Source organism: Mesorhizobium sp. IMUNJ 23033 (assembly GCF_044778005.1).
Classification (GTDB): Bacteria; Pseudomonadota; Alphaproteobacteria; order Rhizobiales; family Rhizobiaceae; genus Mesorhizobium; species Mesorhizobium amorphae_A.
In genome coordinates this window covers 1-21,271 of sequence record NZ_JBJACT010000008.1, presented here as the reverse complement: position 1 = coordinate 21,271, position 21,271 = coordinate 1, and the positions used below count along the sequence as shown (strand labels likewise).

The following is a 21,271-nucleotide window of genomic DNA, read 5'->3' as shown; positions in this document are numbered from 1 at the left end:
GCGCCGGGGACGCTGTCGACCCCGGCCGATGCCATTCACTGCTTCGTGGTCTCGTCCAGCGCAAGGTTGAGGGCCAGCACGTTGACCACGGGCTCGCCCATGAAGCCAAGCTCGCGGGCCTCGACATGGCTGTCGACAAGCGCCTTGATCTTGGCTTCATCGACGCCCCTGGCCTTGGCCACCCTGGCAATTTGGAAATAGGCCGCTTCCGGGCTGATATGCGGGTCGAGGCCGCTGCTGGAGGTCGTCACCAGATCTATCGGAACCGGCTGGTTCGGGTTCTCCGCCTTCAGCTTCTCGGCGTCGCCCTTGATGCGGTCGATCAGCTTCTGGTTGGTGGGGCCGAGATTCGAACCGCTGGAGGAGGTCGCGTTGTAGCCGTCGCCGGCAGCCGACGGGCGGCCGTGGAAATAATGGTCGCTGGCGAAGGCCTGGCCGATCAGTTCGGAACCGACGACCTTGCCGTCCTTCTCGATCATGCTGCCATTGGCCTGGCGCGGAAACAGCGCCTGGGCGACGCCGGTCATGCCGATCGGATAGATGAGGCCGGTCAGCACGGTGAAGAAGACGATCATGATGATCGCAGGTCTGATTTGGGTGAGCATGGACGTGGTTCCTTAGGCGAGGCCGATGGCGGTGATGATCATGTCGATCGCCTTGATGCCGACGAACGGAACGATGATGCCGCCGAGGCCGTAGACGAGCAGGTTGCGGCTGAGCAGCGCGCCGGCACCGATGGCGCGGTATTTGACGCCCCTCAGCGACAGCGGGATCAGCGCGATGATGATCAGCGCGTTGAAGATGATGGCCGACAGGATGGCGCTTTGCGGCGTCGCCAGATGCATGATGTTGAGCGCTTGCAGCGGCCCGGTGGTCTGGCCCGGCGCGATGTAGAAGACGGCGAACATCGCCGGGATGATGGCGAAGTATTTGGCGACGTCGTTGGCGATCGAGAAGGTCGTCAGCGAACCGCGCGTCATCAGCAGCGCCTTGCCGATCTCGACGATCTCGATCAGCTTGGTCGGGTCGCTGTCGAGGTCGACCATGTTGCCGGCTTCGCGCGCGGCGACCGTGCCGGTGTTCATGGCGACGCCGACATCGGCCTGGGCAAGGGCGGGCGCATCGTTGGTGCCGTCGCCGCACATGGCGACCAGCTTGCCCTTGGCCTGTTCGTCGCGGATCAGCTTCAGCTTGTCCTCGGGTGTCGCCTGGGCGAGGAAGTCGTCGACGCCGGCTTCCGCCGCGATCGCCGCCGCCGTCATCGGGTTGTCGCCGGTGATCATCACCGTGCGAATGCCCATCTTGCGCAGTTCGGCAAAGCGCTCGCGGATACCGCCCTTGACGATGTCCTTAAGGTGGACGATGCCGAGCAGGCGCCCGTCGCGCTCGACCGCCAATGGCGTGCCGCCCGACTTCGCGACCTCATCGGCGATCGCCTGCAGGTCGCGGACGGCGTCGCTGCCGGGCCGCGTGCCGCTGCTGGCGAGCGTCGACTGATTGACATGGGCGAGTACCGAATCGACCGCGCCCTTGCGGATCGACGAGCCGTCGATATCGACGCCGCTCATGCGAGTCTGCGCGGTGAAGGGCACGAAGGTGGCGTGCAGGGTCGCCATGTCGCGTGCGCGGATGGCGTATTTCTCCTTGGCCAGCACGACGATCGAACGGCCTTCCGGCGTTTCGTCGGCAAGCGAGGCGAGCTGTGCCGCATCGGCCAGCTCCTGCTCGGTGACACCCTTGACCGGGCGGAACTCGGTGGCCTGGCGGTTGCCGAGCGTGATGGTGCCGGTCTTGTCGAGCAGCAGCGTGTCGACGTCGCCCGCCGCCTCGACAGCGCGGCCCGACATGGCCAGCACGTTGAAGCGCACCAGGCGGTCCATGCCGGCGATGCCGATGGCCGACAGCAGCGCGCCGATGGTGGTCGGGATCAGGGTTACGAACAGCGCGACGAGAACGGTCACCGAGATATATCCGCCCGAATAGGAGGCGAAGCTCGGGATCGTTGCGGTGGCCAGCACGAAAATCAGCGTCATGCCGACGAGCAGGATGTTGAGCGCGATCTCGTTGGGTGTCTTCTGGCGCGCGGCACCCTCGACCAGCGAGATCATGCGGTCCAGGAAGGTGTGGCCTGAAGCGGCGGTGATGCGCACGCGGATCCAGTCGGACAGCACCTGCGTGCCGCCGGTCACCGCCGAACGGTCGCCGCCGGATTCGCGGATGACCGGCGCGGATTCACCGGTGATCGCAGCCTCGTTGACGGAGGCGACGCCCTCGATCACCTCGCCGTCGGACGGGATGATGTCGCCGGCTTCAACGAGCACGATGTCGCCGACCTTCAGGCTGGTGCCGGGCACCAGCTTGAACTTGGCGCGGCCCTCGCCGTTCAAGAGCTTGGCCTGGGTCTCGGTGCGCGCCTTGCGCAGCGAGTTGGCCTGCGCCTTGCCGCGCCCCTCGGCGACGGCTTCGGCGAAGTTGGCGAACAGCACGGTGAACCACAGCCAGATGATGATCTGCAGGGTGAAGCCGAAGTCGCCGCCACCGGTCGCCAGGTCCCTGAGGAAGAGGACCGAGGTGAGCAGCGACACGATGGCGACGACGAACATCACCGGGTTCTTGATCAGGGTACGCGGGTCCAGTTTTTTGAAGGCGCCGCCTATTGCGGGCCACAGGATGCGGGCATCCATGATTACAGCGGATTTGGACTGGCTCATTTGGTGGCTCCAGTATCGATGGTGTTGGACGGCGCCGATCGATCGGATGCCGAAAAAAGATGCGGTGGCCCGTAGGCCAGCAGCCAGATGACGATCATGACCGCCGCGATGCCGATGAAGGTGGACAAGGTCGGGAAGGGAGGGGGGGTTGCCTCCCCCTCATTGTCGGCTCGGGACCGGGCCTTGCGACGCCCGATGTTGAACCAGGACATGATTTTTATCCAAGGTGGGCCGTATCAGAAAGTCTGCCCGTGGATCATCGCCAAATGCTCGACGATCGGTCCGATCGCCAGCGCCGGGAAGAAGGTGAGGCCGGCGACGATCAGGATGACGCCGACCAGCAGGCCGACGAACAGCGGACCGTCGGTCGGGAAGGTGCCGGCGGAGGCCGGGACCGACTTCTTCGCCACCAGCGAGCCGGCGATGGCGAGGGCCGGGACAATGACCAGGAAGCGGCCCATCAGCATGCCGATGCCGAGCGTGATGTTGTACCAGGGTGTATTGCCGCTGAGGCCGCCAAAGGCCGAGCCATTGTTGGCCGCGGCCGAAGTGTAGGCATAGAGCACCTCGGAGAAGCCATGCGGGCCGCCATTGGCCATGGAAGCGACACCGGTGGGCAGCACCACCGCGATGGCCGTGAAGATCAGCATCGCCAGCGGCAGGCATAGGATGGCCAGCATTGCCATCTTGACCTCCTTGGCCTCGATCTTCTTGCCGAGATATTCGGGCGTGCGCCCGACCATCAGTCCGGCAACGAATACGGTGATGACGATGAACATCAAGATGCCGTAGAAGCCGGCGCCGACGCCGCCGACGATGACCTCGCCAAGCTGCATGTTGAGGATCGGGATCAGGCCGCCGATGGCAGTGAAGCTGTCATGCATGGCGTTCACCGCGCCGCAGGATGCGGCCGTGGTGATGACCGCAAACAGCGCCGATAGCGCGATGCCGAAGCGGGTCTCCTTGCCTTCCATGTTGCCGCCGTCGATGCCCAGCGCATGGACGAGCGGATTGCCTGATGCCTCGGCCCAGTAGCAGACGGCGACACCGGCGATGAAGAGAGTGCCCATGGCGGCCAGGATCGCCCAGCCCTGACGCTGGTTGCCGACCATACGCCCAAAAACGTTGGTGAGTGCCGCACCTAGGGCAAAGATCGTCACCATCTGGATCAGGTTGGAGATCGCGTCGGGGTTTTCGAACGGATGCGCGGCGTTGGCGTTGAAAAAGCCGCCGCCATTGGTGCCGAGCATCTTGATGGCGATCTGCGAGGCGACCGGGCCGAGCGCGATCGTCTGCTTCGCGCCCTCGAGCGTTGTGGCGTCAACATAGGGGCCGAGCGTCTGCGGTATGCCGAGCCAGACATAGACGAGGGTCAGCACGATAGAGAGCGGCAAAAGGATGTAGAGGGTGCAGCGGGTCATATCGACCCAGAAATTGCCGATCGATTTGACCGAGGCGCGGGCAAAGCCGCGGATCAGCGCCACCGCAATGGCGATGCCGACGGCGGCCGACATGAAGTTCTGCACGGTCAGCCCGGCCATCTGCACGAGATAGGACATCGTGCTTTCGCCGCCGTAATTCTGCCAGTTGGTGTTGGTCGGGAAGCTGACGGCGGTGTTGAAGGCAAGGTTGGGTTCGACGGCGGTCATGCCGGCCGGATTATAGGGCAGGATCCCTTGCAGGCGCTGCATGACATACAGCACCAGGAAACTGACCAGGCTGAAGAACATGATGCCGGCCGCGTAAGTGGTCCAGTGCTGCTCTTCGCGCTCGCTGGTTCCCGAGATGCGATAGAGGCCGCGTTCAACCGGGCCGAGTATGGGCGAGAGAAATGTGCGATCGCCGTTGAAGACGCGGTACATGTAGCCGCCGAGCGGCTTCACCAGCAAAACGACGATCACGCAGTAGAGAAGGATCTGTATCCATCCGATGAGGGTCATGAGAGTGGCTTTCCGTGCCTGGCGCCAGTTGCTGTCAGAAGCGTTCTGGGCGAACGAGGGCGTATGTCAGGTAGACGAGGAGGAACAAGGTCACACCGCCACCGAGGATGTAGTCGAGAAGCATTTTTCGATCCTTCTGCTCAGAGATTGTCGCAGGCTTTGATGTAGGCGAAGGAAAGGGCGAAGAACAAAACCCCTATGCCGATGACAACAACGTCCATTGTGATGTTCCTTGCTTTCGTTTTGTGCTTGGCGATCGCGCCTGGCAGGTCATAAATTCCATGAAAACGCCCGCCGTACCTTGAACGGTCACGGCGTCCGGGGCGTTTTGCTCGTGATGGAATATGGACCCGATCGCCATAAAGGTTCGAGACGGGGCAGGGCGGAAAGAAATAGGAATCCTATAAACGTTTTGGTGCCCTGATTTCAGGGCTGGTGTCGAAAAGCGCCACGCGCCGCTTCGCGGCCCGCATGGGATTGTCGTCCTGTCGGTCGGCCATGAATGTGATCAGAGCTGCAGCGTGACAGGTCGGCTCCAATTATCCTACCTTGCGACGACGCGGCGACCGAGCATCCTGTCGGCGCATCGGGAACTGACGAAGGAAGACAGATGCTCGACATCGCACCATCGCAGCAGGCAGCCACCTGGCTCGGCTCCTTCGGCCGGGCACTCGAAGCGGGCGATGTCGACGCCGTGACCAACCTCTTCGTCGAGGATTGCTACTGGCGCGATCTTTTGACCTTCACCTGGAACATCAAGACCATGGAAGGCCGGGCGGCGATCCGCGAGATGCTGGAGGCGACGCTGGCGACCGCGAAGCCGTCTCACTGGCACCTGTCCGGTGAGACGAGCGCGGACGAGGGCATTGTCGAGGCCTGGTTCAGCTTCGAAACGGACGTGGCGCGAGGCGAGGGCATTGTGCGGCTGCAGGACGGCCGCTGCCGGACGCTGTTCACCGCGATGAGCGAGTTGAAGGGCTTCGAGGAGCAGAAGGGTCCGGCGCGGCCGCTCGGCATCCGCCACAAGGCCGATCCCGGTCGCGAGACCTGGGCGGAGGCGAGGGCGCGCGAGGCGCGCGACCTCGGCGTGCGCGAGCAGCCCTATTGCCTGGTCATCGGCGGCGGCCAGGGCGGCATCATGCTGGGCGCGCGGCTGAGGCAACTCGGCGTGCCCTCCCTCATCATCGAGAGGAACGCGCGCCCCGGCGATTCCTGGCGCAACCGCTACCGCTCGCTCGTGCTGCACGACCCGGTCTGGTACGACCATCTCCCCTACATTCCTTTCCCGGAGAACTGGCCGGTGTTCACGCCCAAGGACAAGATGGGCGACTGGCTGGAGATGTATACGCGGGTCATGGAGCTCAATTACTGGGTCGCCACCAAATGCGTCAGCGCCAGCTATGACGAAGCCGAGAAGGTCTGGACGGTCGTGGTCGATCGGGTCGGCCAGCACATCACGCTGAAGCCGAAGCATATCGTCTTCGCCACCGGCGCCTACGGTCCGCCCCGGCAGATCGCGCTGCCGGGCGCCGAGACCTTCCGAGGCGAACTGCTGCATTCCAGCCAATATTCCAGCGGCGAGAAATTCCGTGGCAGACGTGTTGCGGTCATAGGTGCGGCAAGTTCGGGGCATGATGTCAGCGTCGACCTCTGGGAGAGCGGCGCCGAGGTGACCATGGTCCAGCGCTCGCCGACGACTGTGGTCAAATCCGATACGCTGATGGAGGTCGGCTTCGAGATCTTTTCCGAGAAGGCGCTGGCGCGCGGCATCTCTACCGAGAAGGCCGATATGATCGTCGCCTCGACGCCGTTCGCGCTGGTGCCCAAGGGGCAGCGGGCGCTCTACGATGTCATCAGGACGCGTGATGCTGCGTTCTACGACCGCTTGCGGGCCACGGGCTTCGCTATCGATTTCGGCGAGGACGAGACCGGGCTGTTGATGAAGGCCTATCGCACCGGCTCGGGCTTCTACATCGATGTCGGCGCCTGCGAGCTGATCATCAATGGCGAGATCGGCGTGCGCAGCGGTGTCGGGATCAAGTCGCTGACGCCGAGCGGCATTCTCTTCGAAGACGGCAGCGAGCTTGCCGCCGACGCAATCATCTCGTGCACCGGCTACCAGTCGATGAACGAGACAGTTGCCGCGATCGTCTCGCGCGAGGTTGCCGATAAGGTCGGTCCATGCTGGGGGCTGGGTTCCGGCGTGAAAGGCGATCCAGGACCGTGGCAGGGCGAATTGCGCAACATGTGGAAGCCGACGGCGCAGGACGCGCTGTGGTTCCATGGCGGCAATCTGGCGCTGTCGCGGTTCTATTCGAAATATGTGGCGCTGCAGATCAAGGCGCGGATGGAAGGGATTGCAACGCCGGTTTATGGGGCGCCGAGTAACTTCGGCACCTGACTCCGAGCGCTACTCGTGGCTGTGGCCGAAATGCCTGGCCGTAACCTCGACATGGGTGTGGTGGCTATGCGCCTCGAAACGCTCGGTCTCACTGACATCGCCGGCCGCCTCGTTCGGCCACCATTTGCCGCCGATGACGATGCCATCCGAGACCAGCCGCTGCTCGGCGACCAGCGAGGCGCCGACGGCGTCGACGAAGGTGAAGCGGCCTGGTACCTGCCTGAGCACAGCGACGTCGCCTATGCCGCCGACTTTGAGCGTGCCGAGATCGGGCCTCGCGATCGCTTCGGCCGGCCGCTGTGTGGCGGCGCGCAGCACCTCGACCAGCGGCATGCCGAGCGCCAGCAATTTCGACATGCAGACCAGGATGTCGAAGGCGGGACCGTCGACACAGTAGAGATGCACGTCGCTGCTGATCACATCGGGCGCCAGCCCCTCCCTGAGCATGGCTCTCGCCACCTCAAAGTCGAAGGAGCCCATGCCGTGGCCGATGTCGAAGATGACGCCGCGCTCGCGCGCCAGCCGCATGTCGGGGCGCACCGCGCCCGAGGCAAAGACCGGCGCGTTGGGGAACGGCCGGAAGCAGTGGGTGAGGATGTCGCCCTTGCGCAGCCGGGGCAGCACTTCGGAGCGGCCAGGTGGGGGCTCGTCGATATGCGCCATCAGCGGCATGCCTGATTTGTCGGCGGCCTCGAGCGCGAGATCGACTGGCGCGATGCCGCTGGTGCCGCCGGCATGGCGGCCGGAGCGGACCTTGACGCCGACGACCACGTCTGCGTGCTCGCGCACTGCCGCCACGACCTCGCGCGGCTCGCAGAGCCCCAGATCGCTGCATTCGCCGACGGAAACCGTCTGCGAAAAGCCGAATATGCCGGCGAAGGAGATGTTGACGTAGGCGAGGATGCGGACTTTCGAGCGCTCGATGACGTGGCGGCGAAAGCCCAAAAAATTGCCGGCGCCGGCGCTGCCGGCGTCGACGAAGGTGGTGGTGCCGCTCTTGGCGGCGAGGCGGTCGGCGTCGACGCCGAGCGAGGTGCCGCCCCAATAGACATGGCTATGCAGGTCGATGAGGCCGGGGGTGACGATACAATCCCTGGCATCGATGATTCGAGTGGCATGTTCGGCATCGATGGCTGCATCGATCGCCGCGATCCTGCCGTCGGCGATGGCGAGATCGCGCGACGCGTCGAGGCCTGAGGCCGGATCGATGAGGCGGCCGCCTTTTACCAGGAGATCGAATTGCATCGGCCAGCCTCCGTTGCGTTGCACTGTCCGGTCAGAGCGGCCGGTAGGCGACGGCTTCGACCTCGATCTTGATGTCGATCATCAGCCGCGATTCGACCGTGGTGCGGGCCGGCGGATCCTTCGGAAAATGCCGGGCATAGACGGTGTTGAAGGCGCTGAAATCGCGCGCATCCTCGAGCCAGACCGTGGTCTTGACGACGTCGTCCATGGTGCAGCCGGCCAGCGCCAGTGCCGACCTGATGTTCGAAAGCACCTGCTCGGTCTGTTCGGTGATGCCGCCCGTGACCACCACGCCATCGCTGCCGACCGGCACCTGGCCTGAGACATAGACAAAGTCACCGGCCCGCACGGCGGGCGAGAGCGGCACATGGGATGTTCCAAAACACTGCTTGGGCAAGAAAAAACTCCTGTTCAGACCTAGCAGGACCGTTCGTGGTCGCGCCGTTGCCGACCCTCTACGCCTATCGGCGCGATCCTCATAGAGGCCCAGTTGGAAAGCAACATTTTCGAAAACCGATGTTGCTTTTCTGCAGGCGGCCCAGCATCTTGCGCCCGCCACTGCCGAATGCGATCACCCTTGGCGAAGCGGGGTCGGTGCCTGCCGGCGCGTTTCCAGCCAGGAGAAAGAAAATGACTCTCGACAAGAACCCGTTTCCGGCCGGCGACGCCGATCGCAACGCGCTGTGGGAGATGCTGGTGCGGCGCGACATCGACGCGTTTCTCGGACAGGACTGGTCGATGGTCGAGGACGACTTTGTTGCCGAAAGCTTCTTCGGCATGCACGCGCATTTTCTTAGCGATGCCGACGCCTGGCGCCTGCAGTTCCCGACGCTTGCTGCCTATCGCGACGAATGGCTGCGCCAAGCCAGGGAGACCGCTGCGACGGCATTTGCCGAGCCGCTGCGCGAGGCGCTGTTTCGGGTCACCAACATGCGCGACATCGATGTCGACGGCGACCGTGCGGTGCTGCACAAGAAGTTCAACGGTTCCGTCGCCAAGGCCGACGGCAGCGTCGACCGGTTGAAATGGCAGACCCTCTATTTCTGCACGAAAGTCAGCGGCCGCTGGAAGATAGCGGGATTTGTCGGCTATATGCCGCATCCGTTAGGCAGCTAGCAGCGTCGCCGCCGATCGGGCCCTAGGACGTTTCTACGATCCCTTGATGCTCTCGGCTATTTCGTGCAGCACCTTGCGATCGGTGCCATGCCGTTTGATGAGTGTCCGGGCCTGCTCCGGCGTGATGCCCGCCTCCTCGGCGAAATGCCGGACCTCGTAGTCCTCGTCGCGGGCCACTTGCGAGCGGTCGCGGTTGTCGGTCTTGGTCTTGTCATCGGCCATGACTGCGTCCCTCGTTTCAACCAAGAGCATAACGAGCAAGATTTCCAGGAGTTCCCAGGCGCAATCCGAGCCAGGCTAGTGTCGGCCTTCGCCGACGAAGACATGCGCCTCCCTGGCGGCGGCGGTGAATGCCCGCCGCGCGGTGCCAACCGCCCGCCGCTGCTCCATCGCATCCATCATCGCTTTCAAGGCCGAGCGGTATTTCGGGCCGCGCTTTGCCTGCGGCCATTTGTCGACCAGCAGCGAGGCGGCCTGGACCGTGCCGGTTACGGTCAGGAACCGACCTGTTCGTTCAGTTTCGATGGTCACGGGAACGTCGAATTGTTCATCACGCATTGACGCCACTCCTCGATTCCAACGAATCGAACGGCGCAACAGGCTATTCGTTCCCATGCAGTCGAAACTGCGGCTCCCCCCATATGCTTTGACGCATTCCGGACGGAAAACCGCTTCGCACTTTTCCCGGAATTGCTCAGTGGGTCCGGTGATCGAACACCACCCCCATGGTCTTACCAATTGCCGCCATCACGATGAGTTCGACGAGATCGTCGTCGCTGTCCTCGCAGGCCGGGCTGATCCGGCGGATCGCCTCGATCGCCGCCCTGGTCGAAATGGTGTCGCCGGCGCGGAATCTTGAAAGCGCAGAAGAAACAAGTTCTTGCGCCGTCATGTCGATGACAGGCACGTTCAGCACGACGTTCATTGGCCACCTCCTGCCATGAACCCTCCCGAAAAGGATGATACGCCGAACGGCAATTTCCGCCAGCGAAATGGTGGTCCGACCAGTTGGCAAGGCGCGTTGTCGGCTGGCCGAACAAGAGAGGAAGGCAGGCGCAATTCTGCGTGTGATAAGGTCGAGCCGATACCCCATCCAGGACCGTCATTCGAGATGAAACTGTTCTTCAGCCGCAATCCAAATCCTCGCCTCGCGGTGGCGGTCGCGCGCGCCCTCGAGGCGAAGGTCGAGTTTGAATTCGCCGCACCCATGGCGCCCGGGCAGGCCGAGCGATTTCTGCCGCTCAACCCCAATCTTACCTTGCCCATATTGGCAGGTTCGAGAGACAGCCTCTGGGAGGCCGACGCCATTGCCTGCCGGCTTTCGCGCGACGCGAATTCGGATTTCTGGCGCAGCGGCGATGACGAACCCGACATGATCCGCTGGCTGAGCTGGGGCAAGGAGAATTTTGTGTGGGCCTGCGACACCGTGCATTTCGAGCGCGGCACCAAGCAGCGCTATGGGCTTGGCCCGATCGATCCGGAAAAGATCGAGGAGGGGCTGGCAGAGTTCCGCAAGGCGGCTGCGATCCTCGAGGCGGAGCTCTCCCGGCGGCAATGGCTGGTCGGAAATTCCGTTTCCTATGCCGATTTCCGCATGGCCACGTTCCTGCCCTTCAACGATGCCGCCGGGTTGCCCCTCGATGATTATCCTTCCGTCCTCAGCTGGTATGGCCAGCTCGAAGACATCGACGCCTGGTGCGACCCCTTCAAGGGGCTGGATGCGCCGCCATTGGCGCCGGTCAAGCCTGCGTGAGGCGGTGTCGAAGAGGCCAGGCAGGCCGGCATCTGGGGTTTGCTGCCCATCTAGGCTGATGGCGATCGCCCAGCTTGTGCGCAACACGGAGCGGCCGGCTCTGCGCGCTCGACGGGCTGCCATGCGGTTGATAAGCCCGTCTGCGAAGGAGAGCCTTGAGTCGACATGACCGTTGCGATCGAGATGGGACACACGATTGCGGGCGCGCCGGCGGCCCTCGACCTTGAGGAGCTGCTGGCGACCCGCCTGCTGGTGCAGGGCAATTCGGGCTCCGGCAAGTCGCATCTGTTGCGCCGGCTGCTCGAACAGAGCGCGCCCTGGGTGCAGCAGACCATCATCGACCCCGAAGGCGATTTCGTCTCGTTGGGCGAGCGTTTCGGCCATCTGGTGATCGATGCCGAGGAGCATACCGAGCGCGGCCTGCAGAGCGCCGGCGAGCGGGCGCGCATCCATCGCGTCTCCACGGTGCTCAATCTCGAAGGGCTCGACGCCGAGAACCAGATGCGGCGCGCCGCCGCCTTCCTCGGCGGGCTGTTCGAGGTCGCTCGCGACCATTGGTACCCGATGCTGGTGGTGGTGGACGAGGCGCAGCTGTTCGCGCCGGCCGTCGCCGGCGAGGTATCGGACGAGGCGCGAAAACTCTCGCTCGGCGCCATGACCAACCTGATGTGCCGCGGCCGCAAGCGCGGGCTGGCCGGGATCATCGCCACCCAGCGGCTGGCCAAGCTCGCCAAGAACGTCGCGGCCGAGGCTTCCAATTTCCTCATGGGCCGGACTTTCCTCGATATCGACATGGCGCGCGCGGCCGATCTTCTGGGCATGGAGCGGCGCCAGGCGGAGGCGTTTCGCGACCTGGAGCGCGGGCAGTTCATGGCGCTCGGCCCGGCGCTGTCGCGCCGGCCGCTGGGCTTGCGCATCGGCCCGACCGATACAAATCCGCGCAATGGCACGCCGCGGCTGATGCCGCTGCCGGAGGCAGCCCTCGAGGACGCCCGCGCGATCATTCTGGCCGCCCCGCCGCCCGAGCCTGTGCGGCCGCAGCGGCGGGCGGCGTCGCCGGACCTACTCGATCAATTGATGGCGGCGAAGTCGGCGGCGCTGGACATCCGTCCCGAACCGGCGGAGGCGCCGATCAGCGCCGAGGATCTGGCGGAGCGCCGCGAGCGGGTGGACCGGGTTCTGCGTGCCGTGCTGGCGGAGCCTGATGCGGGTTTTCGCGTGATCGGCGTGCTCTATCAGGAGTTCGTCGTCCGCTGCCGCATTGAGGGCCTTGCCTCGGTCGTGCCCGATCTTCCGGCGTTCCGCCGCATGCTGACACGCGCCCGCGCCGGCCTTGGCTCGGATGTGGCGCAGGATGACGCCTGGCAGGACGTCTCGGTGCGCGCCTCGCTGCTGCCCGAGGATATGCAGGGCGTGTTCATGATGATCGCCCGTGCGGCGAAGGAGGGCTGGCCTTGTCCCAGCGACGCCGCGATCGCCCGCGCCTATGGCTCGCACTCGCTGCGCCGCGCCCGGCGTTTGCTGACCTACATCGAGGAGCAGGGCCTCATCGTGTGCCAGCTCGACGGCACCGGCCGGCGCACGGTGACGCTGGTCGAACTCGCCTGGGCAACGGCCCCGGGCGACCCCAACGCCGAGGAGGCGGAGCAGGGGAGCCTGGCGCTGTGATCGATGACGCGCGCTAAACCAGAAGTGTTTCGCCGATTGGCGCGAGGCCTTTTATGCTAACGCAGCGATGATTCGCAGAACGGTTTTGGCAGGAGAATTGATCCGGTGCGGTTGAGATCTGTTCCGCTGGGTGTCGTCAGTATCCTCGGCCTCCTCGTCGCCGTCATCGCCTTGACGGCGTCGGCCCGGTCTTTCGCCGCACGATCCGATATCCCCGGCTGGCTGCAGGCCCATGTCGGCGCCGGCGACGGGCAAGTCGCGCAAGTGGTGCTGGAGCGGGCCCGCGCGCTCTACCTGAAGAAAGTGGGCCAGGGCGCCGTCAAAAACCCCTGCTACTTCGCCATGGACGCGACGCGCCCTGGCGATATGGGCAATGGCGTGCTGGGGCGTCGATACTACGTCATCTGCGAGGCCGAGCAGTCGTTTCGTGCGATTTCGTCGGGTCACGGCAGCGGCCGCAATTTGAAAGGCGTCGTCGATTTCTCCAACGGAAGACGCTGCGCGAAAAACTTCGGCAATGCGTTGGATTCGTCACTGACGACCGGCGGCGCCTATATGACCGGCGAGGCGAAAACCTCGTTCAAGGGCTATTACCGCGTCGGCGCGAAACAGGACACGGTGCTGTTGCGCACCTTCATACAGTTCGACGGCGAAGGCGAAGCCGCCAACGCCAGGCAGCGGGTGATCGGCGGGCACGCGGCGCAGGTGCTGAGGGGAATGTGCCTTCGCAAAAGCCCGAAAAGCTCCTACGCCGACCATGACGGCTACGTGCCGTTCGGCAAGCTGGTGGATTACGCCGGCGGGCGCAGCAATGGCTGCACCAGCTGGTCGTCGGCGGATGCCCGGCAGATGATCGCGATGGTGAAGAACAACCCGACGACGCTCTACATCTATCCAGAATCGCGCGACATCGCCGCCGTCGCGAAAGCAGGCGCCTATTGGAATGCATCCTGCCTGAAGGAGATCGGTACGCCGAAATTCTGGCCGCGGAAAACGCTCGAGCCGATCATCGCCCAGTACAGGAAGGATCATCCAGCACCGCCGCCGCAGCCGGTGCCGATCTGCAAGGGGCTGTGATTTTTCGTGCTTGCCTGCCGGCATAGCCGACAGGCGGATGGCGCTGTCCTCCTGGTTCGAAATTGCAGGTGATGGCATCGTGCTCCAGTTGGGCGTGCTATGGAGACGGCAGCGCTAGAGTATTTGTTTTACGCAATTCCGGACGGAAAACCGTTACGCGTTTTTCCTGGAATTGTGCCAAGCGGAGCAGGAAAACATGACCCTGACCAATCGAGACATTGTCGAGCTGACGGCATGGCGCCGCAAGCTGCACCAGCATCCGGAAATCTCGAACGAGGAAGAGAAGACCGCGAGCGAGGTTGTCGACTTCCTCGCCGACACGGAGCCGGACAAGGTGCTGACCGGATTGGGCGGCCACGGTGTGGCGGCGGTCTACGAAAGCGGCAAGGCCGGACCGACGGTCCTGTTCCGGTCGGAACTCGATGCGCTGCCGATCTACGAGCTTTCAGGCGTTTCTCATGCATCGCTGGTGCCGGGAAAGTCGCATATGTGCGGCCATGACGGACATACCGCGATCCTCGCCGCACTTGGCCGCCAGTTCGGGCGCGAAAGACCTGCCCGCGGCCGCGTCGTGCTGATGTTCCAGCCGGCCGAAGAAACCGGCAATGGCGCCGCCGGCGTCGTCGCCGATCCGCGCTTTTCCGAGATCGCGCCGGATTTCGCCTTCTCGCTGCACAATCTGCCCGGCGTGCCGTTCGGCGAGGTGCGCATCAAACCCGGCGTGGTCAACTGTGCCTCACGCGGCATGCGGATCGTGCTGGAGGGCAAGACCGCGCATTCGTCGATGCCCGAAACGGGCGTCTCGCCAATGCTGGCGGTGAGCCAGCTGATGCCGGCGCTGCCTGCGCTCGGGCACGGAACCTTTGCCGACGACGACTTCAGCATGGTGACCGTCACCCATGCCCTGATGGGCGAAGCCGTGTTCGGCATTGCGCCGGGACATGCAGAAGTGTGGGCGACGCTGCGCACAAGGCGCGACGAGCGCATGGCGGACCTGTGCGCCGCCGCGCAAGCGCTGGCCACAAGGATCGCGGGAGAGCATCGCCTTTCGGCCCGCTATGACTACCACGAGATCTTCGTTGCTAGCGTCAACGCGCCGGATGCCGTGAACCATCTGCAGCGCGCGCTGGACGAAGAAGGCGTGCCACGCACAGAGGAAGCCCTGCCGATGCGCGCCTCGGAAGATTTTGGCATCTTTGGCCACAAGGCCAAGTCGGCGATGTTCTTCCTCGGTGCCGGCGAGCGCTACCCGGCGCTGCACAATCCCGACTATGACTTTCCAGACGATTTGATCCCGATCGGATCCAGAATATTCATGCGCACGGCGCGCAACCTTCTGGGTTGATTGGCTCCCGGGCTGGCCGCCTATTTGAGCAAATGCTCGATCCCAGGCGGGATATTGATGACGTCGCCCGGTTCGTCATCGGTTCCACCAATGACGTAGCCCGGTTCGTCCGAGTATGAGAAGACTTTCGTAATGATGCCTGATTTGAGCGCTTCGCTCCAGACGTTATAGAGGCCCTCCGGCGTTGCCAGGCCCATCATGGCAAACACATCGCCGCTGCGGACGCCCATTTCGTCGAAATAGTCGGAAAGCATCCGCTTCAGGGCCGGATCGGGCCTCGTCGAAATTTCATCGAGGTTTCTGTGCCCCGTCGGTGCAGGCGCTCTTTTCCTGCCGTCCGTTATTTGATGGAGGCGATCCTGGCACCGACAGCCGCGGCGCGGACCTGACCCCCCAGCCAACGCGAAGGGGCAAGCCGAGAAACAGTACGCCCCGCCTGCGTGAACTTCGCCTTCCGACCAGCCGTTCTTGACGATCTTTTCCGGACAGCGCGGCACCAGCATCGGGCAGCCGTTCAACTGCGTCCTGCCCACCGCGGTTTCGAGGCCAGCGGCCCGGATCATACGTCCAATCGCGAGCGCGGAGTCCACGTACCCGCCGCGAGACTGAAACACGACAGGAAGTCTTTGGCCCTTCAGGCGCCTCAGAAACTTCTTAAATTGCGTAGCTGTGTCAGCTGTTATCGTGCCTTCGGCAGATATCCATTGGACGCAACTTACTTTGCAATCGCCGTTCCTAACCAGAGCGAAATTCATCGGCCATTCTTCGGGCGTCTGCTGCTTTGCGGCATGCGATACGGTAGCAACCAAGGGCAGAAATAAACCTGCGACGATCAAGCAAGAGATTGCCAGCAGACCCAAGCGGGTTGTCATGATGAAAAGCCCCTCAGCAGAATAATTGCTATCCTCCAGAGGCCCCCGGACACAACTCAGCGGCAAGGGTTAAGAAGAAGTGAGTCCGCTTGGGGGCAGTTGGAGCGGGCATTCCAGAACGGCCAATTCCTCGCCCTGTCACTCGGTAGATTTTTACGAGATGCGGGCGTGACTCGTCTTAGGTTTGAGCACAGTGGCGAGCACGATTCCCGCAACGATAAAGGCAGCGCCAATCAGATCGTAATCGTGCAAGCTCTCTCCAAGCAACAGATAGGCGAGTATGGCGACGAACATCGTTTGCAGATAGAGCAGCATGCTGACCCTGCTCGCGCCAAGCGTTTCCACGCTTCGGTTGTAGAGGTAGTACATCAAGGCGCCGCCCGGGCCTGCCAGATAGGCGAGCGCGAGCAAGCCATTGATGTTCATGGCGGAGCGTTCGTCGTTGAACAGTTCCCACAGGTGGAAAGGCAAAGCGACCAGCGCGCCGGCTCCGAGCAGGAGCACGACCAGGGGCAGGAGTTCGAGGCCGAATTTGGAACGGCGCAAAAGCACGGTGTACAGACCCCAGCAGAAGGCGCTGCCGACAATCCACAACTCGCCGGGATTGAACCGGAGTTGAAGGAGCGCCGTCAGGTTCCCGTGCGCGACGATGACCATCATCCCGGCCAAAGCGAGCAGCGCGCCAAGCGACTTCCAAAGCCCGAGCGGCTCGCCAAGAACAAAACGCGCGAGCACCATCGTCATGACAGGGGACAGCGCCATGATGATGCCGGCCGTGGTTGCGTCGGTGTCACTGAGGCCGTGGTAGATCATGCCCTGGCACAGCGTGAGGCCGATCGCTCCGACGGCGACGATCTCCACCGCCCGGGATCGTACAAGCCCTATCATCGCGTCGTGATGACGGTGCACGATCGGTAGCAGGATGGCGCAGGCCAGGGCCAACCGCCAGAAGCAGAGGCCCCAGGGCGGCATTTCAGGCGCAACCCATTTGGCCACCGGTCATAGAGGACATGGGGCCAGCGGCAGCTTGCTCCGTGTGATGTGCTATCGGCATTGCCTGCATGTCATGACCCCTCCCTTCAGTGAACGGTGCCCAAGGACGTGCCCGCAATATCCCCGTGTTTGGATACATCCGGTTCTGAAAATCGTGAGGCCGGAAGAAGAACCCCGCTGAATGCCGCGTCAGCGCTTCCCCTACCGCTCCTCCACAATCCGCAAATACGCCGCCGTCACGAACAGCACGATCAGCCCAAACAATATCCGCCTTGCCCCTTCCGGCATCTGCAGGATGGTCAGCAGCGTCGTCAGCACGGTGAGGATCAGCGCACCGATGATGGTGCCGGTGTAGCCGCCGCGGCCGCCGAAGATCGAGGTGCCGCCGATCACGGCGGCGGCCACCGAAGGCAGCACCAGCGGTTCGGCGAGCGACAGGGACGGCGCCTTGATCAGGCCGATGTAGAGCAGGCCGGTGATGCCGGCGAGCAGGCTGGAGATGACGTAGAGCGCGGTGATGACCTGCCAGTAGCGCACGCCCGACAAGCGCGCCGCGCGTTCATTGTCGCCGACGGCGTAGAGCAGGCGGCCGAAGCCGGTGCGGCGCAGCGTGAAGACGATCAGCACCGCCAGCGGCACGAACAAAAGCAGCGCGTTGGGGAAGCCGTAGGTCAGGCCGGTGCCCAGCCAGTTCAGGAAATCCGGGATCTTGGCGCCGGAAGCGATCACCGTGCGCTGGTAGACCTGCAGGCAGCCGGTGCCGATCAGGCTGGTGCCGAGCGTCATGATCAGCGGATGGACACGGAAGACGCCGACGCCGATGCCGTTGATCAGGCCGATCAGTATCGCCGGCATCATCGCCAGCAGGAAGGCCACCGCCGGGTCCTGGCTGACGATTTGGGTCGCCATGATGAAGGCGCTCATCGTCGCCACCGTGCCGACCGAGAGATCGATGCCGCCGGTCAGCATGGTCATGGTCTGGCAGCCGGCGAGGATCGCCAGCGGGATGGCGAACTTCACCGTGTTGGCGAGCCAGCGCTCGTTGACGATGCCGGGCCGCAGGATCTGCAGGATCACCACCAGGATGACGAGCAGGATGATCAGGGGAACGAGCGGCCGGTCGGCCATGAAGCGTTTTACGCGGCGGCCGAAGGGGACGGGGGTGATCGCGGTGGCGCTCATGGGGCGGCTCGTGGTGGCGACTGGTTTCGCCTGATGTTGGTGGCGTTTCGTGAGGATGGTGCTCTACGGCGCCCCCCTCTGTCCTGCCGGACATCTCCCCCACGAGGGGGGAGATTGGCGGCTTCACCCTCGGCGCCCTTCTTGCACCTTCGGAGATTGGCGAAGGCCGTGGCGACATACAATCTCCCCCCTCGTGGGGGAGATGTCCGGCAGGACAGAGGGGGGCGCGAAGGATCGCTACGCCCTACTTCATGCCGATACGCCAGCGTCATGGCATTGCTCCTGCCGGGCGGCCTCTTATCGTGATGAAGGCGCCGAACATCACCACGGCGACCATGATGGCGCCCTCGATGATGGCGGTGACATTGGGGTCGATGGCGAGCAGCGTCAGATCGGTGCGCACCAGCCGCAGCACGAAGACGGCGACGATCGGGCCGAGCAGGCCGCCCTTGCCGCCGCCAAGTGCGACGCCGCCGAGCACCACCGCGGCGACGCTGGCCAGCAGATAGGGGCCGGGGATGGGCGCGCCGATGCCGGTGCTCATGGTCAGTGCCAGCCCGCCCATGGCGGCGAACAGGCCCGACAGCGCGTAGGCGATGATGCGGGTGCGCGCGACCGGCACGCCGCTGCGGAAGGCGGCCAGCTCGCTCGAGCCGATGGCGTAGATGGAGAGGCCGAGCTTTGAGCGCCTTAGCGGTATCCAGATGATGCAGAGGCAGACGACCAGCAGCACCAGCGCCTTCGGCACCCAGGCGTCAATGCTGTCGGGCAGGCTGGGGATCGGCAGCGTGCCGACGATACTGGCCTTCAGCCATTCGGCGGCAGCACCACCCGGCGCGCCGAGCACCAGCAGCGCCGCGCCCTGCAGCACGAACAAAGTGGCCAAGGTGACGACGATGTCGGGCACGCGGGTGACGACGATCAGGATGCCGTTGAGCGCGCCGAGCACCAGCCCCATGGCCAGCACGAAGGGCACCACGAACAGTGCGTATTCCTCGCTGGCGCCGTTCATCATCGAGGCGGCGGTGACGCTGGTCAGCGCCATCATGGCGGCGACCGAGAGGTCGATGCCGCCGGCGATGACGACGACGGTCTGGGCGGCCACCGCAAAGGCGTAGGGCAGCACGGCGCGCACCAGCGAGCCGAAATCGCCGCTGCCATAGCCCGGCTGGATCAGCTTGGTGAGCACGAACAGCAGCACGAAGAGGGTGAACAGGCCGGCGACCCAGCCCTGGTTGCGGAAGAAGCGGGTCAAGGGGCCGCCTCCGGGGTCTGCGGCGGTTTCGACGTCGGGTCGGCCAGGATGCCGACATCGGCGGTGACGCCGCGCGGCAGGCCGTAGGCGGCACGCATCAGCGCCGGCTCGTCGGCGAGTTCGACGGGGAAGATGTCGACGACATGCCCGCCGAAGATGACGATGACGCGGTCGCAGACACGCTGCACCTCTTCCAGTTCGGAGGTATAGAACAGCACCGACTTGTCCAGGCCGGCGAGCTCGCGCAGCAATTTGTAGATCTCCTGCTTGGTGCCGACGTCGATGCCGCGCGTCGGGTCGAAGCACAGGATGGTGCGGGCGTTGGCGGCGATCCAGCGGGCGATCGTTACCTTCTGCTGGTTGCCGCCCGAGAGCCGCTGCACCTCGCCTTGCGCGCGGGTGTCGATCTGCAGGCGGGCGATGGCGCTGGCGACCACCGTACGCTCCTTGTGCACCCGGATCGGTCCCCACTTGCGCAGTGCCGCGCTGAAGGGCAGCGCGATGTTCTCGTGCACCGAGCGCTGCATGGCGAGCGCCTCGGTGCGGTCGCCCGGCACATAGGCGATGCCGGCGCGAATGGCGTCGCTCGGGTGGGTGAATTTTACGCCCTGGCCGTCCACTTCGATCGTACCGCCCGAGGGGCGGATGGAGCCGGCAAGGGCGGCAAAGAGTTCATCCTGGCCCTGGCCCTCGAGCGCAACGACGCCCACGACTTCGCCATTGGCGAGGTCGAAGGAGACGTCGTTGAGCTTGGAACCGACGCGCAGATTGCGCACGCCAAGGCGCGGGCGGCTTGCGGCCGGCGATGCGACTTGGCTCGCCTGGCGCGCGGCCATTTGGGTCTTGACGATCCTGGCGCCGAGCATCAGTTCGACGATCTTTTCCTCGACGCCGGGCACGATGTCGACGACGCCGACAGTCTCGCCGTCACGCAGCACGGTGGCGCGGTCGCACAGCGCCGAGATCTCGACGAAGCGGTGCGAAATGAAGATCACCGAGCGGCCGCTGTCGCCCTGCCGGCGCACCACCTCCAGCACTTTTTCGGCGAGGTTCGCGGGCAGCGCCGCCGTCATCTCGTCGAGCAGCAGCACGTCGGGCTCGACGGCCAGCGCGCGCGCCAGGTCGAGCACGCGCAAAACGGCGAGCGGGATGTCGCGTGCGGTGTCGCGCAGGTCGAGGTCGGGAATGCCGAGCTCGCGCACCCAGGCGCGGAACGGCTCGACCGGAGTGCCGGTCAGGCGCAGATTGGAGAGCACGTCGAGATCGAGGATCAGCGACGGCTCCTGGTAGACGGGAAGCAGGCCGGCGCGGCGCGCGGCGGCGGGCGAGCGTATGTCGCGCGTCTCGCCGCGGATCAGTACGCGGCCAGCGTCCGCGTGGATAGCGCCGGTCAGGATCTTCACCAGCGTCGACTTGCCGGCGCCGTTGGCGCCCATCAGCGCATGGACCTCGCCCGGCAGCACCGACAGCGAAGCGTTGCGAAGTGCTGCAACTGCACCGTAATTCTTGGCGACGCCGGTGGCGTCAAGGAGCGGGTTGGTGGTCAAATCGCTGTCCGCATCAGAAATTCTCTTGCTGGCACTCTACGCGCCCCCCTCTGTCCTGCCGGACATCTCCCCCACGAGGGGGGAGTTTGGCAGTTGCGGCGCCGGCTCTCGTCTTGCAACGCTGAAAATTGGCGAAGCGGTCGCGACATCCAATCTCCCCCCTCGT

At 64.4% G+C, this 21,271-nt stretch carries 21 protein-coding genes; 6 read left to right on the top strand and 15 right to left on the bottom strand.

What is annotated here, in order from left to right:
* Positions 1-35: 35 nt before the first annotated feature.
* The 5 genes from kdpC to ACFX5Q_RS12035 are packed head-to-tail and all read right to left on the bottom strand — an operon-like array spanning position 36 to position 4,775.
* Positions 36-605, bottom strand: a complete 570-nt coding sequence (gene kdpC, locus ACFX5Q_RS12055; protein ID WP_404278006.1) for a potassium-transporting ATPase subunit KdpC — start codon at positions 603-605, stop codon at positions 36-38.
* A 12-nt stretch (positions 606-617) separates the two neighbouring features.
* A complete protein-coding gene (kdpB, locus tag ACFX5Q_RS12050) occupies positions 618-2,711 on the bottom strand; it encodes a potassium-transporting ATPase subunit KdpB (protein WP_404278004.1) in 2,094 nt (697 codons plus the stop codon).
* Complete coding sequence (locus tag ACFX5Q_RS12045) at positions 2,708-2,923, bottom strand: hypothetical protein (protein WP_404278002.1); 216 nt, start codon at positions 2,921-2,923, stop codon at positions 2,708-2,710. The genes kdpB and ACFX5Q_RS12045 overlap by 4 nt, the downstream gene beginning before the upstream one ends.
* Positions 2,924-2,947: 24 nt before the next feature.
* On the bottom strand, positions 2,948-4,651 hold the full coding sequence (kdpA, locus tag ACFX5Q_RS12040) for a potassium-transporting ATPase subunit KdpA (protein ID WP_404277999.1): 1,704 nt from the start codon (positions 4,649-4,651) through the stop codon (positions 2,948-2,950).
* Positions 4,652-4,685: 34 nt separating this feature from the next.
* Positions 4,686-4,775, bottom strand: a complete 90-nt coding sequence (locus ACFX5Q_RS12035; protein ID WP_064992041.1) for a K(+)-transporting ATPase subunit F — start codon at positions 4,773-4,775, stop codon at positions 4,686-4,688.
* A gap of 486 nt (positions 4,776-5,261) precedes the next feature.
* Between ACFX5Q_RS12035 and ACFX5Q_RS12030 the strand changes: the two genes are divergently transcribed.
* Positions 5,262-7,052: an NAD(P)-binding domain-containing protein gene (locus ACFX5Q_RS12030; protein WP_404277997.1), complete on the top strand. Its 1,791-nt coding sequence runs from the start codon at positions 5,262-5,264 to the stop codon at positions 7,050-7,052.
* Between the two features lie 9 nt (positions 7,053-7,061).
* On the opposite strand, the gene ACFX5Q_RS12025 is transcribed toward ACFX5Q_RS12030, so the two are convergent.
* Both ACFX5Q_RS12025 and ACFX5Q_RS12020 read right to left on the bottom strand, forming a co-directional pair.
* Positions 7,062-8,297, bottom strand: a complete 1,236-nt coding sequence (locus ACFX5Q_RS12025; protein ID WP_404277995.1) for an amidohydrolase/deacetylase family metallohydrolase — start codon at positions 8,295-8,297, stop codon at positions 7,062-7,064.
* Positions 8,298-8,328: 31 nt separating this feature from the next.
* Positions 8,329-8,694 (bottom strand): RidA family protein, encoded by a 366-nt coding sequence (locus ACFX5Q_RS12020; protein ID WP_404277993.1) that lies wholly within the window; start codon positions 8,692-8,694, stop codon positions 8,329-8,331.
* Between the two features lie 233 nt (positions 8,695-8,927).
* On the opposite strand from ACFX5Q_RS12020, the gene ACFX5Q_RS12015 reads away from it, so the two are divergent.
* Positions 8,928-9,413 (top strand): hypothetical protein, encoded by a 486-nt coding sequence (locus ACFX5Q_RS12015; protein ID WP_404277991.1) that lies wholly within the window; start codon positions 8,928-8,930, stop codon positions 9,411-9,413.
* 33 nt (positions 9,414-9,446) lie between these two features.
* Here the strand turns inward: ACFX5Q_RS12015 and ACFX5Q_RS12010 are convergent, their stop codons facing one another.
* The 3 genes from ACFX5Q_RS12010 to ACFX5Q_RS12000 form a co-directional block, all read right to left on the bottom strand.
* On the bottom strand, positions 9,447-9,635 hold the full coding sequence (locus ACFX5Q_RS12010; RefSeq protein WP_404277988.1) for a DUF3606 domain-containing protein: 189 nt from the start codon (positions 9,633-9,635) through the stop codon (positions 9,447-9,449).
* A gap of 75 nt (positions 9,636-9,710) precedes the next feature.
* Positions 9,711-9,971, bottom strand: coding sequence for a DUF982 domain-containing protein (locus ACFX5Q_RS12005; protein WP_404277986.1), 261 nt, complete (start codon positions 9,969-9,971; stop codon positions 9,711-9,713).
* A gap of 136 nt (positions 9,972-10,107) precedes the next feature.
* Positions 10,108-10,338 carry a hypothetical protein gene (locus ACFX5Q_RS12000; protein WP_404277984.1) on the bottom strand — a complete coding sequence of 77 codons (231 nt, stop codon included), beginning with the start codon at positions 10,336-10,338 and terminating at the stop codon, positions 10,108-10,110.
* A gap of 186 nt (positions 10,339-10,524) precedes the next feature.
* Here ACFX5Q_RS12000 and ACFX5Q_RS11995 point away from each other — a divergent pair, with 186 nt between their 5' ends.
* The 4 genes from ACFX5Q_RS11995 (at position 10,525) to ACFX5Q_RS11980 (ending at position 15,256) form a co-directional block, all read left to right on the top strand.
* On the top strand, positions 10,525-11,166 hold the full coding sequence (locus ACFX5Q_RS11995; RefSeq protein WP_404277982.1) for a glutathione S-transferase family protein: 642 nt from the start codon (positions 10,525-10,527) through the stop codon (positions 11,164-11,166).
* A gap of 165 nt (positions 11,167-11,331) precedes the next feature.
* Entirely contained in the window at positions 11,332-12,834 is a 1,503-nt protein-coding gene (locus ACFX5Q_RS11990) for a helicase HerA domain-containing protein (protein WP_404277980.1), read from the top strand.
* Positions 12,835-12,939: 105 nt separating this feature from the next.
* Entirely contained in the window at positions 12,940-13,911 is a 972-nt protein-coding gene (locus ACFX5Q_RS11985) for a hypothetical protein (RefSeq protein WP_404277978.1), read from the top strand.
* Between the two features lie 196 nt (positions 13,912-14,107).
* On the top strand, positions 14,108-15,256 hold the full coding sequence (locus tag ACFX5Q_RS11980; protein ID WP_404277976.1) for an amidohydrolase: 1,149 nt from the start codon (positions 14,108-14,110) through the stop codon (positions 15,254-15,256).
* Positions 15,257-15,276: 20 nt separating this feature from the next.
* On the opposite strand, the gene ACFX5Q_RS11975 is transcribed toward ACFX5Q_RS11980, so the two are convergent.
* The 5 genes from ACFX5Q_RS11975 to ACFX5Q_RS11955 form a co-directional block, all read right to left on the bottom strand.
* On the bottom strand, positions 15,277-16,128 hold the full coding sequence (locus ACFX5Q_RS11975; protein WP_404277975.1) for a hypothetical protein: 852 nt from the start codon (positions 16,126-16,128) through the stop codon (positions 15,277-15,279).
* 153 nt (positions 16,129-16,281) lie between these two features.
* Positions 16,282-17,124 (bottom strand): DMT family transporter, encoded by an 843-nt coding sequence (locus tag ACFX5Q_RS11970; protein ID WP_404277973.1) that lies wholly within the window; start codon positions 17,122-17,124, stop codon positions 16,282-16,284.
* 198 nt (positions 17,125-17,322) lie between these two features.
* The gene (locus ACFX5Q_RS11965) at positions 17,323-18,303 is read right to left on the bottom strand and encodes an ABC transporter permease (protein WP_404277971.1); all 981 of its coding nucleotides are present in this window, start codon (positions 18,301-18,303) and stop codon (positions 17,323-17,325) included.
* Positions 18,304-18,571: 268 nt separating this feature from the next.
* Entirely contained in the window at positions 18,572-19,558 is a 987-nt protein-coding gene (locus ACFX5Q_RS11960; RefSeq protein WP_404277969.1) for an ABC transporter permease, read from the bottom strand.
* Positions 19,555-21,105, bottom strand: a complete 1,551-nt coding sequence (locus ACFX5Q_RS11955; protein ID WP_404277967.1) for a sugar ABC transporter ATP-binding protein — start codon at positions 21,103-21,105, stop codon at positions 19,555-19,557. Before ACFX5Q_RS11955 ends, ACFX5Q_RS11960 begins: the two co-directional genes overlap by 4 nt.
* Positions 21,106-21,271: the final 166 nt, after the last annotated feature.

Excerpts from the sequence above, each read along its gene's own strand:
- ACFX5Q_RS12045 (WP_404278002.1), bottom strand. The coding sequence starts at position 2,923 with ATGTCCTGGTTCAACATCGGGCGTCGCAAGGCCCGGTCCCGAGCCGAC.
- kdpB (WP_404278004.1), bottom strand. The coding sequence starts at position 2,711 with ATGAGCCAGTCCAAATCCGCTGTAATCATGGATGCCCGCATCCTGTGG.
- ACFX5Q_RS12015 (WP_404277991.1), top strand. The coding sequence starts at position 8,928 with ATGACTCTCGACAAGAACCCGTTTCCGGCCGGCGACGCCGATCGCAAC.
- kdpC (WP_404278006.1), bottom strand. The coding sequence starts at position 605 with ATGCTCACCCAAATCAGACCTGCGATCATCATGATCGTCTTCTTCACC.
- ACFX5Q_RS12010 (WP_404277988.1), bottom strand. The coding sequence starts at position 9,635 with ATGGCCGATGACAAGACCAAGACCGACAACCGCGACCGCTCGCAAGTG.
- ACFX5Q_RS11995 (WP_404277982.1), top strand. The coding sequence starts at position 10,525 with ATGAAACTGTTCTTCAGCCGCAATCCAAATCCTCGCCTCGCGGTGGCG.
- ACFX5Q_RS12030 (WP_404277997.1), top strand. The coding sequence starts at position 5,262 with ATGCTCGACATCGCACCATCGCAGCAGGCAGCCACCTGGCTCGGCTCC.
- ACFX5Q_RS12000 (WP_404277984.1), bottom strand. The coding sequence starts at position 10,338 with ATGAACGTCGTGCTGAACGTGCCTGTCATCGACATGACGGCGCAAGAA.
- ACFX5Q_RS12005 (WP_404277986.1), bottom strand. The coding sequence starts at position 9,971 with ATGCGTGATGAACAATTCGACGTTCCCGTGACCATCGAAACTGAACGA.
- ACFX5Q_RS11975 (WP_404277975.1), bottom strand. The coding sequence starts at position 16,128 with ATGACAACCCGCTTGGGTCTGCTGGCAATCTCTTGCTTGATCGTCGCA.
- ACFX5Q_RS11965 (WP_404277971.1), bottom strand. The coding sequence starts at position 18,303 with ATGAGCGCCACCGCGATCACCCCCGTCCCCTTCGGCCGCCGCGTAAAA.
- ACFX5Q_RS12035 (WP_064992041.1), bottom strand. The coding sequence starts at position 4,775 with ATGCTTCTCGACTACATCCTCGGTGGCGGTGTGACCTTGTTCCTCCTC.
- kdpA (WP_404277999.1), bottom strand. The coding sequence starts at position 4,651 with ATGACCCTCATCGGATGGATACAGATCCTTCTCTACTGCGTGATCGTC.
- ACFX5Q_RS11990 (WP_404277980.1), top strand. The coding sequence starts at position 11,332 with ATGACCGTTGCGATCGAGATGGGACACACGATTGCGGGCGCGCCGGCG.
- ACFX5Q_RS12025 (WP_404277995.1), bottom strand. The coding sequence starts at position 8,297 with ATGCAATTCGATCTCCTGGTAAAAGGCGGCCGCCTCATCGATCCGGCC.
- ACFX5Q_RS11980 (WP_404277976.1), top strand. The coding sequence starts at position 14,108 with ATGACCCTGACCAATCGAGACATTGTCGAGCTGACGGCATGGCGCCGC.